This is a genomic window from Paludibacterium flexuosum, from assembly GCF_037076605.1.
Lineage (GTDB): Bacteria > Pseudomonadota > Gammaproteobacteria > Burkholderiales > Chromobacteriaceae > Paludibacterium.
Window position 1 is genome coordinate 2,547,249 of the sequence record NZ_AP029060.1, and the last position, 16,340, is coordinate 2,563,588.

Genomic DNA, 16,340 nt, shown 5'->3' on the forward strand with positions numbered 1-16,340 from the left:
CCTTTTCTGCGAAGATTCCTGAATGACGCTCGCCTCGCTGGCCGGCTTTGGCTAACATGTGCGCATGAGGCGTTTCCCCCTTCTCCCGGCCATCTGCCTGCTGCTCGCCCTGTCATCGCCCTGCCTGGCGGTCGATTACAGCGTGCGCGTGGATGCGCCGTCCGCGCTGACCCCTTTGTTGACCGAACACCTGCCGTTGATCACCGAGCCACAGGACGCCCCGGTCAGTGACAGCGATCTTGAGGTGCTACTGCGGACGACTCCGGACGCTGCGCGCAAACTGCTGGAAACCGAGGGCTATTTTGATGCGCAGGTTACGGTGCGTGACGAAGGGGGGACGCCACGACGCATTCAGGTCAGCGTCGACCCGGGCAAGCCGGTACTGATCGGCCAGATTGACATTGAGCTGGACGGTCCCATCCGGCAGGACAGTGATGTTGCGGCCAGGCGGGCCGCGCTGCTGGCTCAATGGCCGACCGTCGTCGGCAACCGCTTTCGTCAGGCCGACTGGGATGCCGCCAAGGCCGTGACCTTGCAAGGCATCACCGCCGACCGTTACCCACTGGCCCGTATCGCTGCCAGCAGCCAGGTCGACATCGATCCATCCAGCCATACGGCGCACATGAAGCTGGTCATCGACAGCGGTCCGAGCATCCGCTTCGGCGACTTGCAGATTCGCGGCCTGAAGCGTTATCCGGCCTCGCTGGTGCACAAGCTGGCCGACTTCCGGCCCGGTGACCCCTATCGCCTGCAGGTGTTGCTCGATTACCAGGCGGCGCTGCAGCACAGCAGCCAGTTTTCCGCCGCCGTGGTCAGTGCCGATCTGCAGCGTGTTTCGGACGAGGGCAGGGCACCGATTGTGGTCGATCTGGTGGAGTTCCCGCTGAAGAAACTCGAACTCGGCCTGACCTACAATACCGATGTCGGCCCAGGTACCCGCGTGGGCCTCGACCACAACAACCTGTTCGGCACCGGCCTGAGCGGTTCTTCGGTCCTCAGCTGGGACCAGAGCCAGCAGTCGCTCAATTTCGGCATGACGCTGCCACGCACTGCCGACGGCTATGTCCATACCGTCACCGCCGCGCTGAAGCAGACCAACATCCAGAACCTGATTACCCAGTCCCAGGAGGTCGGTGCCTGGCGTGTGCATACCCGTGCCAACGACGAGTGGCGTGTCGGTCTGAACTTCATTCGTGAAGCGCAGCATGCTGTCAACGAAGACAATCAGGTCAACCGGGCCCTGTTGCCCTCGATCGGCCTGACCCGGCGTGATGTCGACAATCTCCTGCGCCCGCGCAGCGGCTATCTGCTCGACGGCATGGTGTCCGGTACCCTGGGTAATTGGCTTTCCAGCACCAACTATTTGCGCGTGTATGGACGGGCTGTCCAGTACTGGACGCCCTCGGCCCCCAGCTGGGGGACCTTTCTCGGCCGGCTGGAGCTTGGCCGGGTCTGGGCCAGCGACAGCAGCAAGGTACCGAGCTCGCAACTATTCCGCGCCGGCGGCATCAACAGCGTGCGCGGTTATGAATACCAGAGCCTGGGCCTGCCCGGCGCCAACAATGCCGTCGTTGGCGGGGCGGTCATGGTCACCGGTACGGTCGAGTACCAGGTGCCGGTCTACAAGGATTTTTCCCTGGCCGTGTTCAGTGATGCCGGCAATGTCTCGGAGTCGTGGTCGAGCTTCAGTCTGAAGCGCAGTTATGGCATCGGTGTGCGCTGGTTCAGCCCGGTGGCGCCGCTGTCTTTCGATATGGCGCGGCCACAGGGGTCGAAAACCATCAGCTGGAACATGAGCCTGGGACTCGCTTTCTGATGCCGCACGAGCCGAACACCACGCCTCCCCCCGCGCCCGCCACTGCTGCGCCGCGCCGCACCCGACATGCCGGATGGTGGCTTCTGCTGCTGCCTTGCCTGCTGCTGTTGGCCGGCTATTGGTTCACCGCGACCGAGCGCGGCTTCAGACAGTTGTGCCAGAGCATGGTCCGACTCAGCGGCGGGCAGCTGCAGGTCGCCACGGCCAGCGGCACCCTGTGGCAAGGTTTCAGTCTGCAGGATGTGCAATGGCGCGACGCCGCCATGACCCTGACCATTGACCACCTGCGCCTCGACTGGCAGCCCGCCAGGCTGTGGCAGGGGCAACTGAGTGTGCAGACATTGAGCCTGGGGCTGGTGCATTACACCGCCAACCCCTCGGCCCCGCCGTCACCCTGGCCAAGCCTGCCGGGCAAGCTGTCGCTGCCGCTGCAAGTCGAACTGGCCAACATTCACCTCGATGGCCTGAGCCTTTCCCCGGGCGATTGGTCACTGTATGACCTCAATGCCCGCTATCGATACCAACACGGGCGGCATCAGTTGACCCTGGCCCGGCTGCGCCTGCCACAGGGCGCGCTGCACGGCCAGCTCTCGCTGGCCGACCAGGCGCCGTTTGCGCTGAGCGGGCGATTGCAGGGAGCCGCGGGGCCGGGCAGCAGCGATCTGACGCTGAGCGGCAATCTGCGGCAATTGCTGCTGCGCGGGCAAGTGCGCGCCAGCCCGGTCGTCGTCGACCTCAGCGGCCGCTTCGATCCCTTTGCCAGTCAGCCATCACAGCGGGTGCAACAGCTTGAGCTGCATACCGTCGGCGTCGATCCGCAAGCCATCAATGCCCACTGGCCCCGCGCCGTCCTCGATATGGCCCTGTCAGTCCAGCCTGCCGGTCAGGGCCATGCCCGGGGCAGACTGCAACTGACTAACCGCATGGCCGGTGCCGCCAGTCAGGGCCGTCTGCCGCTGGATCAGGTTCAGGCCGATTTTCTGCTCGACCCCGACAGCATTCAGGTCCGGCAACTGCAGGCCACGCTGGGCGCTGGCCGACTACTGCTGGACGGCCAGATCCACAAAGATCGCCTGCATCTCAATCTGCGTCTGCAAGATCTGGATCCGCACGCGCTGCACGCCGCCATTCCCGCCGATGCCATCAGCGGTGCGGCCAGCCTCAACGGCCAGATCGGTGACTGGCAATTACGTGCCGGCCTCAAAGGCCGCCAATTGGCGCTCCAGCTGCAAAGCACCCTGAGCTATGGTCCTGCGCGCCCCTGGCAATGGCAGTTACAGCGCGGCGTACTCAGCGCCGGCAGCGGCGAACTCACCCTGCAGGGGCAACTGGATGCCAACCGTCGCTTCAAGCTCAACGGCAAACTGCAACATGGCGATCCCCATGCCGTGGCCGATGCCTGGCCTCGCGGCGACCTCAATGCCAGCCTCAGTGCCTCGGGCCGGGCCGACCAGCCTCTGGCCGCCGACCTGCTGTTCGATATCGCACCGAGCAAGCTGGATGGCGCCCCGGTGGGAGGTCATGTGCGTTTCTCGCTGGCCGGGCACCAGATCCGCAATCTTGCCGCCGACCTGAACCTGGCGGGCAATACCCTGCAGGCACAGGGTGCCTGGGGTGCTGCCGGCGATCAGCTGCAGGCAAAGATTCAGGCACCGGTCCTGGCACGAATCGGCTTTGGCCTGTCCGGCAGCGCCCAGGGGCAAGTCACCCTGAGCGGGACGCCGGCACAGCCACTGGTGGCCCTCGACCTGAGCGCACACCAGATCCGTCTGCCCGGTCTGCTTACGGCACAAAATCTGGCCGTCAACGGCAATCTGCAGGCCGGCGGGAGCGGGGTGTTCCGGCTCAAGGCACTGGCGGAGCAAGTCAGTGGCAATCACTGGCGCATTGATCAACTGCGACTGAACAGCGACGGCAACCGTGCGCGACATCGTCTGGTGATGGATGCCCGCCTGGCGCTGGGTAACCAGGCGTACCAGGCCCAGGCGGCGCTGGAGGGCGGGCTGGCGGCCAGCCAGCCTGACTGGCGCGGCAACCTGCAATCGCTGCGCATCAGCGGGCAGCCTGCCCTGCAGCTGCTCAGCCCTCTGTCCATCCATATGGCGCCGGGCATCCTCGAACTGGGCGCGACGCGTTTCAGTCTGGCCGGTGCGCAGATCAGTTTTGCCGGTCTGACTCGCCAGCGCGATGGCAGCCTCAGCAGCCATGGCCGACTCGATGGTCTGGCTCTGGCAGCGCTGAAGCCCTGGCTCGATCTGCCCGGCAGCCATGACCTGGTGGTGGGGGGCAGTTGGGCATTGCAGCCGGATGGCCATGGCAGCCTGAGCATTGAACGCCAGTCAGGCGACATGACGCTGGATGCCGGCAATCGGGCTTATGCCCTGGCCCTGGGCCAGACCCGGGCCAGAATAGACTGGTCGCGTGACCAAACTGCCGTGGACGTGTTGCTGGCGGCTGGTGTCGGGCAGCTGCAGCTGCGGGGCAAGCTGAGTGCCGCGCCATGGCGTCTGAATGCAGCCACCCCCCTGTCGGCCAGTCTGAAACTGGATCTGCCGCATCTGGCTTCCCTGGCTGCCTTGTCCGACCTGGCCGAAACCGGCGGCAGTCTGAGTGCCGATCTGGCGCTGAGCGGCCCGTTGGGCAATCCGCAGGCCAGAGGGCCGATCCAGGGGCGTGAACTGTTGCTGCGTGATCGACGCACCGGCCTGCGGCTGGCCGGTGGTACCCTGGCGGCGCGGCTGGAGGGGCATACCCTGTGGCTGGACCAGCTGCGCTTTGTCTCCGGCCAGGGCGAGGCCAAGGCCAGCGGCCAGTTGCGTCTCAATGACAGCGACGGCACGAGCATGCGCCCGGATGCGGCGGTGCGAGTCGAGATCCGCCAATTCAGCGTCTTCGATCGCCCGGACCGTGTGCTGGTTGTCAGCGGCAACGCCAATCTGAGTGTCAACGACAAGCGCATTGCCCTCACCGGCCGGGTCCATGCCGATCAGGGCCGGCTGGACTTGCCCAAGGCCGGCACCCCGGCACTGTCCGATGACGTGATGGTGATTGGCCGGCCCGTGCCGCAGTCGGCGCTGGCCAGTCTGCCGGTATCGGTCGAGTTGCTGCTGGATCTGGGCAACCACTTTGCCTTCAGTGGCCCCGGTCTGAATGTCGAGCTGTCCGGCCAGGTGAAGGTCAGTGCCCAGCAGGGCATGGCGCCGTCGGCGCGCGGGCAGGTGAATGTGGTCAAGGGGCGTTACAAGGCCTATGGCCAGGAGCTGGACATCGATGCCGGCACCATTACCTTCGTCGGTCCGCTGGACAATCCCAACCTGAACGTGCGTGCCCGGCGCCGCATGTCGCCGGTCGGTGCCGGTGTCGAAGTGCTGGGCTCGGTGTCGCAGCCGCGTCTGCAACTGATCGCCGATGACGCCATGACCGACCGCGACAAACTATCCTGGCTGGTGTTGGGACGGGCGGCGGACGACAGCACTCAGGACAGTAACTTCCTGGCGCTGGCGGCCAGTCAGCTGGCAGCCGGCAGCCTGAACGACAAGGTGGGTTTGTTCGATGATCTGGGATTGACCCGCAAGGAGAGCAAGACCCTGCTCAACGGGACGGTCAGCCCGGCCGAGCAGGTACTGACCGTCGGCAAACAGCTGAGCCGGACGTTCTACCTCGGCTACGAATACGGTCTGACCAGCTCGCAACAGGCGCTGAAACTCATGTATCAGCTGAGCGGCAAATGGTCGCTGCTGCTGCGCCTGGGCAATAACGCCTCGGCGGAATCGCGTTACACCCTACGATTCGACTGAGGCGTTGCCGGCGGGCTGCCAGCGCTGTCCCATGCTGTCGGCGGACTGCGGTGCGCCGGCCAGAAAGCCCTGAAAACCGCTGCTGCCCATGCGCAACAGACACAGGCGCTGTGCCTCGGTTTCGATGCCCTGGGCCAGGGTCGGAATGTCCAGCGCATGAGCCAGATGGATGATGGCCGAGACGATCGAGGCGTTCTCGCGATTGTCCGGCAAGCCGCTGATGAAGGTGCGGTCGATCTTGATCATGGCCGGCGCGAAGCGCTTGAGGTGCACCGGGCTGGAGTAGCCGATGCCGAAGTTGTCGATCGACAGGCCGACGCCCAGGGCACGGATGCGGTCCAGCGCATTCATCGCCCGTGCCGGATTGCTCATCAGGGCATCTTCGTTCATGTCCAGCATCAGCCTGTCGCCGGCCAGCTTGTGCTTGGCCAGTGCCGCGCGCAAGGTTTCTTCGTAATCCGGGCGCGCCAGCTCGCTGGCCGACACATTCACCGTGACCGGCAGGACCGACAGCCCCTGCTGTTGCCAGGCGGCAATTTGCGCACAGACCCGGTCCAGCACCATGGCGCCGATCTCGATGATCATGCCGGTTTCTTCTGCGACCGGGATGAAGCGCTCCGGGGCGATGAAGCCGATCTCCGGATGGTGCCAGCGCAGCAGGGCCTCGCAGCCGATCAAAGTCTGTCCGTCCATGGCAAACAGCGGCTGGTACACCAGATCCAGATGTTGCTGATCCAAAGCATCGCGCAGGCGCGACTCCAGCATCAGCCTTTCATTGAACTGGCTGTTCATCTGGCTGGAATAGAAGCGGAAAATGTCGCGGCCGCTGGCCTTGGCGTGGTAGAGCGCCAGGTCGGCACTCATCATCAGCCCCTGGATATCACGCCCATCCTTCGGGTACAGACTGATCCCGATGCTGGCCGAGACCTGCACGGCGTGCTCCCCCAGCGTGAACGGCTCGGACAGCGCCGCCAGCATGCGCTCTGCCACCTGCGCGGCCTCTTCATGGCGCTTCAGTTGCGTCAGGATCAGGACAAACTCGTCCCCGCCACTGCGTCCCAGGCTGTCGATGTCGCGTACTGTCTGTCCCAGACGCTGTGCCGCCTGCCTGAGCAACTCGTCCCCCAGCGCATGGCCGAGCGAATCGTTGACGCGCTTGAAATGGTCCAGGTCGATAAACAGAACCGCCAGCTCGCTGCCCTGCGACTGTGCCTCGGCAATCGCCTGCTGCATGCGGTCATTGATCAGGGCACGATTGGGCAGATCGGTCAGCGGATCGTACTCCGCCATGTAGCGCATCTCGGCTTCCTGGCGCTTGCTTTCCGTCATGTCGGTGAACAGCGCCACATAATGGCTGATCTTGCCGCGCTCATCGTGCAGCACGCTGATCGTCAGCCACTCCGGGAAAATCTCGCCATTCTTGCGCCGGTTCCAGATCTCGCCCGACCACTTGCCGTGCTCGCGCAGATACTTCCACATCTCGTCATAGAACTGACGCGAGTGCCGTCCCGAGGCCAGGATGGACGGCGTCTGGCCGATGACCTCGTCCTCGCTGTAGCCGGTGCTGCTCAGGAAGGCATCGTTCACCTTCAGGATGCGGTTCTGGCTGTTGGCGATCAGGATGGCTTCGGCACTGGTTTCGAATACCTTGGCGGCCAGACGCAGGGCATCTTCCGCCTGCATGCGCTCGGTGATGTCATGGGCGGTCACCGAGCGGTAACGCTCACCCTCATAGACCATCTCATGCAGCGTGACCTCGAAAATCCGCTGCGGCACATCCTCCGGCAGCAAGACCGCATAGGTCTGCGGCAAGGGCAGCTCGGTATGGCGGAACAACGCCGCCAGCCGCTGATCGCGGATCTGCGGATCATCGCCCAGAATCTGCCGTGCCATATCGTTCTGATAGGCCAGCCGGGCGTGCTGATCCATCAGACAGACGATCTGCGAGGCGTTGTCCATCATGAAGCGCGACAGCAGCAATTCGCGCGAGCGCTCTTTCAACTCGTGATGACTGCTCCACAAGTCACGCCGATAACGGGCGAACAGGGCGTTCATCCAGTTGGCGAACATCCAGGAAAAGAAACCGGCCAGACCCAGCGCCAGCGCCGTCATCAGCAGGGTGGCGCTGATGCGCTGATGCAGGGCGTCCTGCAAGTCACGATCGGCGGCCAGGTCACGGTTGATCATGGTCTGCGTCGGCAGCACGTTCACCAGCGTCCAGCCCCAGCCCGGCAGCTTGCGGCCATAGGCCAGTGCATGCTGGCCACGGAACATGCACGACAGGAAGCCCCCGGTCGGATTCAGCCCCATCAGATCGACGACCAGGGCGCGGCTCGGTGCCGGCAGGGACAGGAAATGCTTGCCGACCTGCGAGGGATCCTGCGGGAACATCAGCAGAATGCCGTTGCGGTCCAGGACGATGAAATTGTCGCGTCGCGCCAGCTGCAACTGTTCCAGCAATTGCAGGCCGCGCCGCTGCAGGCTGTCGTCGGAGCCGGCCACAAACTCGCTGCTGCCGATGGCCCAGTCTAGCGGCGCAAAACGGCGCACATAGCCGACCTTGTCCAGCATCTCGCTCTGGCCGGGCTCGGACCAGCGGTAGTAACGGTAGCCGGCACCGTCCGGACTCTTGGCCGTTTCCACCAGGTCGCGGATCACGTATCGGCCGGCATCGTCGGTCAGCGTCAGCGGATCCTTGTCGTGCAGCACACGCGGATCGGGATGCATGCGCACCTTGCCGTCCAGGCCAAAAATGAAGAAATAGTCCTGGCCGTGGTAGAAACGCAGCGGACTGAGAATATCGGTGATTTCCCGGGCGATGACGGCCTTGCTCTTGCGGTGATGCTCGCGTTGCCAGGTGGTCTGGGCGATCGTCCAGGCCTGATCCACCTGCTCGCGCAGCCGATGCTTGAGCGACTGGCTGGCGTGCTCGCGCAGCGCCCCCAGCATCAGCACAGTCTGTTCGCTGGTGGCTTTCAGATGATCGCGGGCACGTTCGGTCGACTGGGCAGACAGCGATGCCTGGCGATTGGAGAAATCGCGCCAGTGGGAAAAGATGAAATAGGCCGACATGCTGACCGCGAGCAGAAACACGATCAGCAAGGAACCGATCAGCTGCAAGCGCGATAGTCTGTTTTGTGTGAGCTCCATGCCCTCCCCCTGAGGCGAGGGGTCAGTATAGCGGGATCGGCAGGGGAGGATAAGGTATTTGCCTGAGCCTTGCGGCATGGCAAACCCTGCTGTTGTATGGAGCTGCCATCGACCAGACCCCCGGCTTGCTGTAGAATCCGCCGCGGGAAGTCAGACAGACAGTCGTCGCGTTCGCTGCTTGCAGCGGACGGGGAGGAAAGTCCGGGCTCCGCAGAGCAGGATGCCGGCTAACGGCCGGACGCCGTGAGGCGATGGAAAGTGGAACAGAGAGCTGAACCGCCGATGGCCCTTCGGGGATCAGGCAAGGGTGAAAAGGTGCGGTAAGAGCGCACCGCGGACGTGGCAACACGGACGGCAGGCTAAACCCCATCCGGAGCAAGACCAAATAGGGGCGCGCCAACGTGGCTCGCGTTGCGCCCGGGTAGGTTGCTTGAGCCTGCTGGTAACGGCAGGCCTAGATGAATGACTGTCCAACGACAGAACCCGGCTTATCGGCTGACTTCCCACCCTCCGTGCCGACCTGGCACACGCATGTCTCCACATGCGATTTCTTTCCGCTATCGATGCTGCCCAAAAAATAAGCAAAATGTTTTTTACCACAATGTAAAAAAGCATTACAATGGCCGCCCTTCAGCCGTAATACCTTTGTAAAACATGCTTATAGGACCTTACCGGTTAAAAAACCGCCTGATTGTCGCGCCCATGGCGGGCGTGACCGATCGTCCTTTCCGCATGCTTTGCAAAAAGATGGGGGCGGCGCTGGCGGTGTCGGAAATGATTACAGCCAACAAGGCCCTGTGGACCACGACCAAGACCCTGCGTCGTGCCGACCACAGCGGCGAGGCAGAACCGATTTCGGTGCAGATTGCCGGCTCCGACCCGGCGCAGATGGCCGAAGCGGCTCGCCTGAATGTGGCCCATGGCGCCCAGATCATCGATATCAACATGGGTTGCCCGGCCAAGAAGGTGTGCAATGTGGCGGCCGGCTCGGCCCTGTTGCGCGACGAGGCGCTGGTCGGACGCATTCTCGACAGCGTGGTGCGGGCCGTCGATGTGCCGGTGACGCTCAAGACGCGCACCGGCTGGTCGCGCGACCAGCGCAATGCCCTGCGCATTGCCCGCCTGGCAGAGGATTGCGGCATTGCCGCGCTGGCCATGCATGGCCGCACCCGGGAAGACATGTACCACGGCGAGGCCGAGTACGACACCATCCGCCAGGTCAAGGAGGCCGTCTCGATCCCGGTGATTGCCAACGGTGACATCGACTCGCCGCAGAAGGCCCGCCGGGTGCTGGAAGAGACCGGTGCCGATGCCATCATGATCGGCCGTGCGGCACAGGGACGCCCGTGGATCTTCCGCGAAATCCTGCACTACCTGGCGCATGGCGAGCTGTTGCCGGCCCCCAGGGTCGGGGAGATCCGCGACATCCTGCTGGCGCACCTCGACGATCTCTACGGGTTCTACGGCGAATACTCGGGCTGTCGCATCGCCCGCAAGCACATCGCCTGGACCACGCGCGGGTTGCGGGGGGCCAATGCGTTTCGCGAGGCCATGTATCAACTGGAAAGCACGTCCGAGCAACATGCCTGTGTCGCCGCCTATTTTGCCGGCCTGGCCGCCGACTCGGAACGACTGGTATACCAAGAACATTCCCTGCCCGGGCAGGATTGAAACCAACAAGAGCAAAAGTCGATGAAGACGCAAACCATCCAGGACAATGACCATATTTCGCAATCGGTGCGCCAGGCCATGGAACGCTATTTCCAGGACCTGGACGGCGAAACGCCGTCTGCCATCTACGATATGGTGTTGGCTTGTGTGGAAAAGCCCCTGCTGGAAGTTGTACTGATACACACGCAGGGAAACCAGACCAGGGCAGCGGAGTTGCTGGGATTGAACCGCAACACGCTGCGCAAGAAGATGAAATCCTATGATTTGATCTGAAGATAAAAAGGCCGCCCGACAGGGCGGCCTTTTGTTTGTCCCGTCCTTACTCATTTGGCGCAAAACATCATGAGCAAAATCGAACGTGCATTGATCAGTGTTTCCGACAAGAGCGGCATTGTGGCATTCGCCCGCGCATTGCATGCACAAGGTGTGCAGATCCTGTCGACCGGCGGCACCGCCAAACTGCTGGCAGAGGCCGGCATCGCCGTGACCGAGGTCTCCGACTACACCGGGTTCCCCGAAATGCTGGACGGCCGGGTCAAGACCCTGCATCCCAAGGTGCATGGCGGCATTCTCGGCCGCCGCGACTTGCCGGAGCATGTCGCCAAGATGACCGAGTACGGCATCGGCAACATCGATCTGGTCTGCGTCAATCTCTACCCGTTCGAAGCCACCATTGCCAAGAGTGATTGCACGCTGGAAGACGCCATCGAGAACATCGACATCGGCGGGCCGACCATGGTGCGTTCCGCCGCCAAGAACTGGGCACACGTCGCCGTGGTGACCGACGCGGCCGACTACCCGGCGCTGATCGACGAGCTGCAGGCAGGGCAGGGCAAGCTGTCGCGTCAGACCCGCTTCGCGCTGGCCAAAAAGGCCTTCACGCACACCGCCGCCTACGATGGCGCCATCTCCAATTACCTGACCGCGCTGGTCGATGCCGAACCCACCGGTGTGCTCGAGCGCTCGCTGTTCCCCAACCGCCTGAACATGCAGTTCGTCAAAGTGCAGGACATGCGCTACGGCGAAAACCCGCACCAGTCTGCCGCCTTCTACCGCGACCTGGATCCGGCCGCCGGTTCGATTGCCCACTATCGCCAGTTGCAGGGCAAGGAGCTGTCCTACAACAACATCGGTGATGCCGACGCTGCCTGGGAGGCGGTCAAGACCTTCGACCAGCCGGCCTGCGTCATCGTCAAGCATGCCAACCCCTGCGGCGTCGCCGTGGCAGATACCCCGCTGTCTGCCTATCGTCTGGCCTTTGCCACCGACAGCACCTCGGCCTTCGGCGGTATCATCGCCTTCAACCGCGAAGTCGATGCCGAAACCACCGAGGCGGTGACCGGGCAGTTCCTCGAAGTACTGATTGCCCCGTCCTTCACCGCCGAAGCCCGGGCGCTGATCGCCGCCAAGAAGAATGTGCGCGTGCTGGAAGTGCCGCTGCAGGAAGGCGCCAACCGCTTTGAGCTCAAGCGTGTCGGCGGTGGCCTGCTGGTGCAGACCCCGGACGTACGCAATGTGCTGCCGGCCGAATGGCGCCTGGTGACCCGTCGCCAGCCGAGCGAACAGGAAAAAGCCGATCTGCTGTTTGCCTGGCGCGTGGCAAAATTCGTCAAGTCCAATGCCATCGTGTTTGCCCGTGGCCAGCAGACTGCCGGGATCGGTGCCGGCCAGATGAGCCGCGTCGACTCCACCCGCATCGCGGCACGCAAGGCCCAGGATGCCGGGCTCTCCCTGATCGGCGCCGCAGCCGCTTCGGATGCCTTCTTCCCGTTCCGTGACGGCGTGGACGTCATTGCCGAACAGGGTATCCGCGCCATCATCCAGCCGGGTGGCTCGATGCGCGACGAAGAGGTCATCGCGGCAGCCGATGAGCATGACATCGCCATGGTTCTGACCGGCGTTCGGCACTTCCGCCACTGAGCTGGCGCAAATGACTGGTGACGACATGTTCTTGCACCAGTCGACCGCGTTATCATATTGTCATCGGGAGTGGCGTACGGTCGCCCTCCCGCTGACTGACCCGATTCGAGCAAGGAACACAGCATGAAAGTGATGGTTATCGGTAACGGTGGTCGTGAGCACGCCATGGCGTGGCGCATTGCCAAGTCGCGGCGCGTCTCCAAGGTCTTCGTCGCGCCGGGCAATGCCGGCACGGCCCTCAATCCGGATCTGACCAATGTCCCGATCACCGGCATCGACGAATTGGTCGCCTTTGCCAAAAGCGAGAAAGTCGAACTGACCGTGGTCGGTCCCGAAGCCCCGCTGGCCGCCGGCGTGGTCGACGCCTTCCGCGATGCCGGGCTGAAGATTTTCGGCCCGACACGCTTTGCTGCCCAGCTGGAAAGCTCCAAGGACTTTGCCAAAGCTTTCATGCAGCGCCACCGCATTCCGACGGCGGCGTATCAGACCTTTACCGATGCCGCTGCCGCCCGTGCCTATGTCGACGGACGCGGCGCGCCCATCGTCATCAAGGCCGACGGTCTGGCTGCCGGCAAGGGCGTGGTGGTCGCCATGACCCTCGACGAAGCCCATCAGGCCATCGACATGATGCTGCTGGACAATCGCATGGGGGATGCCGGTGCCCGTGTGGTGATCGAAGACTTCCTGCAGGGCGAAGAGGCCAGCTTCATTGTCATGGTGGATGGCGAGCATGTGCTGCCGCTGGCCACCAGTCAGGACCACAAGCGACTGCTCGACAACGATCAGGGCCCCAACACCGGCGGCATGGGCGCCTATAGCCCGGCACCGGTGGTGACCCCCGAGGTTCATGCCCGCGTGATGCGTGAAATCATCATGCCGACCGTACGCGGCATGAAGGCCGAAGGTCATCCCTATACCGGCTTTCTCTATGCCGGTCTGATGATCGACGCCAAGGGCAACCCCTACACCATCGAATTCAACTGCCGGCTGGGCGATCCGGAAACCCAGCCGATCATGGCGCGCCTCAAGACCGACCTGACCATCCTGCTGGAACATGGCGTGCGCGGTACCCTGGACAAGGTCGAGGCCGAATGGGATCGCCGTGTGGCCCTGGGGGTGGTGATGGCGGCCGCCGGCTACCCGGATGCGCCGCGCAAGGGCGACCTGATCGACGGCCTGCCTGCCGAGAGCGAAGACGGCATCGTGTTCCATGCCGGCAGCACCCTGGACGAGCAGGGCAGGGTGCTGACCCATGGCGGGCGCGTGCTGTGCGTGGTCGGGCTGGGCGACAGTGTGCGTATGGCGCAGTCGCGCGCCTATGCCCTGGTCGATCAGATTCACTTCTCCGGCGCCCAGCTGCGGCGTGATATCGGTGCCCGCGCCCTGCACCGGCGCCATTAAGTCGCCTGGCGCGCCGACAGCCGACCTGACGCAAGTCAGCGTCGGCTTTGTTTTGCGCCCTTAAAATAGCGCCGGGCGGACTGCCGCGTTGACCCCGGCGCGCGCCGTCGTGCCCAATTCCTTCATGCACCTCAGGTGCTTGACTATATTAAACCCAAGATCCACCAGAATAAGGCGGGCAAACATGGGCACCCTGCTGCGGAAATGGGCCTGCTGTCTCGGTTTGACGACCGCATCGTTGAGCTGGGCACAGACGCCGACCATGCATCTGCTGACTGAGCAATATCCACCGTTCAATATGATGACCAGCGGTGGCCAGGTCGGCGGCATGTCGACCGAGGTGGTACGCGAACTGTTCAAACGCGCCAAAATTCCCTATCAGATCGAACTTGAACCCTGGATCCGCGCCTTCAACACCGCCATCCTGGAAAACAATACCTGCGTCTACTCCACCACCCGCACCGACAACCGGGAACACCAGTTCAAATGGGTCGGCCCGCTGGTGGAAAACACCTGGGCATTGTATGGCGGCCCGGCCAGCCCGAAGGGCATCTTTGCCCTCGAGGATGCGCGGCGCTTTACGATTGGCGGGTATAGCGGCGATGCCGAATCACAGTACCTGATCGGGCTGGGCTTCAATGTCGAACTGACCCCGACCGACGACCTCAACCTGCGCAAGCTGGTGGCCGGCCGCATCGACTTCTGGGCCACCAGCAAGCCGCGCGGCACCTACCTGATCAACCAGCAGAAGCTCGGGCAGATCAAGCTGCTGCTGAGCTTCAACAATGTGTTCCTCTATCTGGCCTGCAACCAGAATGTGCCGGATACCACCATTCACCGTTTGAACGACATCCTGACCACCATGCAGCATGACGGTTTTTACGATCAGCTGCACAAGCGCTATTTGAATGAGTGACCCGGAGGGGGAGACGCGATGAAGCCCGTGCTGCTGCGCTGTCTGTTCTGCCTGATGCTGCCTGCGCTGGCCGTGGGCGCAGCCCGCGCCGGCGGGCTGCGTCTGCTGACCGAGGACTACCCCCCGTTCAATATGGCCCTGCCCAACGGCCAGGTCGGCGGACTGTCCACCGACATCGTGCGCGAGCTGTTCCAGCGCGCCAAACGGCCGTACACCATTCAGCTGCAACCCTGGATCCGCGCCTTCAACACCACCATTCTGGAGAACAATACCTGCGTGTACTCCACCACCCGCACCGACAACCGCGAACACCAGTTCAAATGGGTCGGTCCTCTGCTGGAGAACCCCTGGGTGCTGTATGCCGGCCCGTCCAGCCCGAAAGTCGGCCTGGATCTGGAAAGCGTGCGGCGCTACAAGATAGGCGGCTACAACGGCGATGCCGTGGCGCAATACCTGATTGCCCGCGGCTTCAACGTTGAACTCACGCCGACCGATGACCTCAACGCCCGCAAACTGATGGCCGGGCGCATCGACTTCTGGGCGACCGGCAAGTACCTCGGCAACTACCTGACCAAAAAAGAAAAACTGCCACAGCTCAGACCGGTGCTGGTGTTCAATACCGCCTTCATGTATCTGGCCTGCAACCCGCATGTCGACAACCAGCTCATCTTCCAGCTCAACAGCGTGCTGCAGGGCATGCAGCAGGACGGCAGCATGAGCCGCATCGCCCATGCTTATCTGGCCCCCTGAGTCGCGATGTCGGGGGCGACACATCGCGTTACAATCCATCTGCTCGGCCATGGAACTTGGGTGGCATAATACTGGTCAATACACATTCTTCATGAAATGATGCCAGGCTGTACCGTGCCTTCGCGCACGCGGCAACCTCGTCAAGGAAACCCTGTGCAACCGATTTCGTTTATCTCCCTGATCCTGAATGCCAGTCTGGTGGTCCAGCTGGTGATGGCTGGCCTGGTCCTGACCTCCATTCTGTCCTGGACACTGATTTTCAATAAAACCTTTGTGCTGAAGAGCGCACGTCGCGACAGCGACGAATTCGAGCGCCAGTTCTGGAGCGGCACCGATCTGAGCCGACTGTTCGAAGACGCCTCGCGCCGTCAGCACCGCAGCGGCATGGAGCGCATCTTCCAGGCTGGGTTTGCCGAGTTCCTCAAGCTGCGCGGCCGCAGCGGCACCGAACTGTCCGACATCATGGATGGCTCGCGCCGCGCCATGCGTGCCGCCGCTCAGCGTGAACTCGATACCCTGGATCGGCACAATTCCTTCCTGGCCACCGTCGGTTCGGTCAGCCCCTACGTCGGCCTGTTCGGCACCGTCTGGGGCATCATGCACGCCTTCATCGGTCTGGGTAACACCGGCCAGGCCACTCTGGCGACCGTCGCCCCGGGGATTGCCGAAGCCCTGGTAGCCACGGCCATCGGTCTGTTTGCAGCCATTCCTGCCGTGGTGGCCTACAACCGCTTCGCCACCGATGTCGATCGTCTGGCCACCCGCTTCGATGCCTATATGGAAGAGTTTTCCAACATCCTGCAGCGTCAGGCTACGCGCTGACAGCCCATCGGGGTGCCCGGACCCGGGCACCCCGGCAAGAATCTCCTTGTCCTGAATGATTATCAACCAATAGAATGATCAGCCAACCCTTCTGGCT

The 16,340-nt window shown here is 63.2% G+C and carries 10 protein-coding genes and 1 other RNA gene; 10 read left to right on the forward strand and 1 reads right to left on the reverse strand.

Going from position 1 to position 16,340, the window contains the following annotated elements:
- Window positions 1-64: 64 nt before the first annotated feature.
- Together AACH39_RS12105 and AACH39_RS12110 are read left to right on the forward strand one after the other, a co-directional pair.
- Window positions 65-1,816: an autotransporter assembly complex family protein gene (locus tag AACH39_RS12105; protein WP_215779293.1), complete on the forward strand. Its 1,752-nt coding sequence runs from the start codon at window positions 65-67 to the stop codon at window positions 1,814-1,816.
- Window positions 1,816-5,613, forward strand: coding sequence for a translocation/assembly module TamB domain-containing protein (locus AACH39_RS12110; RefSeq protein ID WP_338620122.1), 3,798 nt, complete (start codon window positions 1,816-1,818; stop codon window positions 5,611-5,613). Before AACH39_RS12105 ends, AACH39_RS12110 begins: the two co-directional genes overlap by 1 nt.
- On the opposite strand, the gene AACH39_RS12115 is transcribed toward AACH39_RS12110, so the two are convergent.
- Window positions 5,599-8,763: an EAL domain-containing protein gene (locus AACH39_RS12115; protein WP_215779288.1), complete on the reverse strand. Its 3,165-nt coding sequence runs from the start codon at window positions 8,761-8,763 to the stop codon at window positions 5,599-5,601. The genes AACH39_RS12110 and AACH39_RS12115 overlap by 15 nt on opposite strands.
- A gap of 146 nt (window positions 8,764-8,909) precedes the next feature.
- Between AACH39_RS12115 and rnpB the strand changes: the two genes are divergently transcribed.
- From rnpB to tolQ, 8 genes are all read left to right on the forward strand, one after another.
- An RNA gene (gene rnpB, locus AACH39_RS12120) (RNase P RNA component class A) lies at window positions 8,910-9,270 on the forward strand.
- Between the two features lie 147 nt (window positions 9,271-9,417).
- Window positions 9,418-10,434, forward strand: coding sequence for a tRNA dihydrouridine synthase DusB (gene dusB / locus AACH39_RS12125; protein WP_338620123.1), 1,017 nt, complete (start codon window positions 9,418-9,420; stop codon window positions 10,432-10,434).
- Window positions 10,435-10,455: 21 nt separating this feature from the next.
- Window positions 10,456-10,707, forward strand: a complete 252-nt coding sequence (gene fis / locus AACH39_RS12130) for a DNA-binding transcriptional regulator Fis (protein WP_305798421.1) — start codon at window positions 10,456-10,458, stop codon at window positions 10,705-10,707.
- A gap of 69 nt (window positions 10,708-10,776) precedes the next feature.
- Window positions 10,777-12,354, forward strand: a complete 1,578-nt coding sequence (gene purH, locus AACH39_RS12135; protein WP_215779283.1) for a bifunctional phosphoribosylaminoimidazolecarboxamide formyltransferase/IMP cyclohydrolase — start codon at window positions 10,777-10,779, stop codon at window positions 12,352-12,354.
- A 123-nt stretch (window positions 12,355-12,477) separates the two neighbouring features.
- Window positions 12,478-13,755: a phosphoribosylamine--glycine ligase gene (purD, locus tag AACH39_RS12140; protein WP_215779280.1), complete on the forward strand. Its 1,278-nt coding sequence runs from the start codon at window positions 12,478-12,480 to the stop codon at window positions 13,753-13,755.
- A 262-nt stretch (window positions 13,756-14,017) separates the two neighbouring features.
- Window positions 14,018-14,671 carry a transporter substrate-binding domain-containing protein gene (locus AACH39_RS12145; RefSeq protein ID WP_215779277.1) on the forward strand — a complete coding sequence of 218 codons (654 nt, stop codon included), beginning with the start codon at window positions 14,018-14,020 and terminating at the stop codon, window positions 14,669-14,671.
- Between the two features lie 18 nt (window positions 14,672-14,689).
- Window positions 14,690-15,421, forward strand: a complete 732-nt coding sequence (locus tag AACH39_RS12150) for a transporter substrate-binding domain-containing protein (RefSeq protein ID WP_338620127.1) — start codon at window positions 14,690-14,692, stop codon at window positions 15,419-15,421.
- 153 nt (window positions 15,422-15,574) lie between these two features.
- Entirely contained in the window at window positions 15,575-16,243 is a 669-nt protein-coding gene (gene tolQ, locus AACH39_RS12155; protein WP_252346120.1) for a protein TolQ, read from the forward strand.
- Window positions 16,244-16,340 lie beyond the last annotated feature (97 nt).

Bases quoted from the DNA above. Each gene is read 5' to 3' on its own strand.
- fis (WP_305798421.1), top strand. From the start codon at position 10,456: ATGAAGACGCAAACCATCCAGGACAATGACCATATTTCGCAATCGGTG.
- dusB (WP_338620123.1), top strand. From the start codon at position 9,418: ATGCTTATAGGACCTTACCGGTTAAAAAACCGCCTGATTGTCGCGCCC.
- AACH39_RS12110 (WP_338620122.1), top strand. From the start codon at position 1,816: ATGCCGCACGAGCCGAACACCACGCCTCCCCCCGCGCCCGCCACTGCT.
- AACH39_RS12150 (WP_338620127.1), top strand. From the start codon at position 14,690: ATGAAGCCCGTGCTGCTGCGCTGTCTGTTCTGCCTGATGCTGCCTGCG.
- AACH39_RS12115 (WP_215779288.1), bottom strand. From the start codon at position 8,763: ATGGAGCTCACACAAAACAGACTATCGCGCTTGCAGCTGATCGGTTCC.
- AACH39_RS12105 (WP_215779293.1), top strand. From the start codon at position 65: ATGAGGCGTTTCCCCCTTCTCCCGGCCATCTGCCTGCTGCTCGCCCTG.
- AACH39_RS12145 (WP_215779277.1), top strand. From the start codon at position 14,018: ATGCATCTGCTGACTGAGCAATATCCACCGTTCAATATGATGACCAGC.
- purH (WP_215779283.1), top strand. From the start codon at position 10,777: ATGAGCAAAATCGAACGTGCATTGATCAGTGTTTCCGACAAGAGCGGC.
- purD (WP_215779280.1), top strand. From the start codon at position 12,478: ATGAAAGTGATGGTTATCGGTAACGGTGGTCGTGAGCACGCCATGGCG.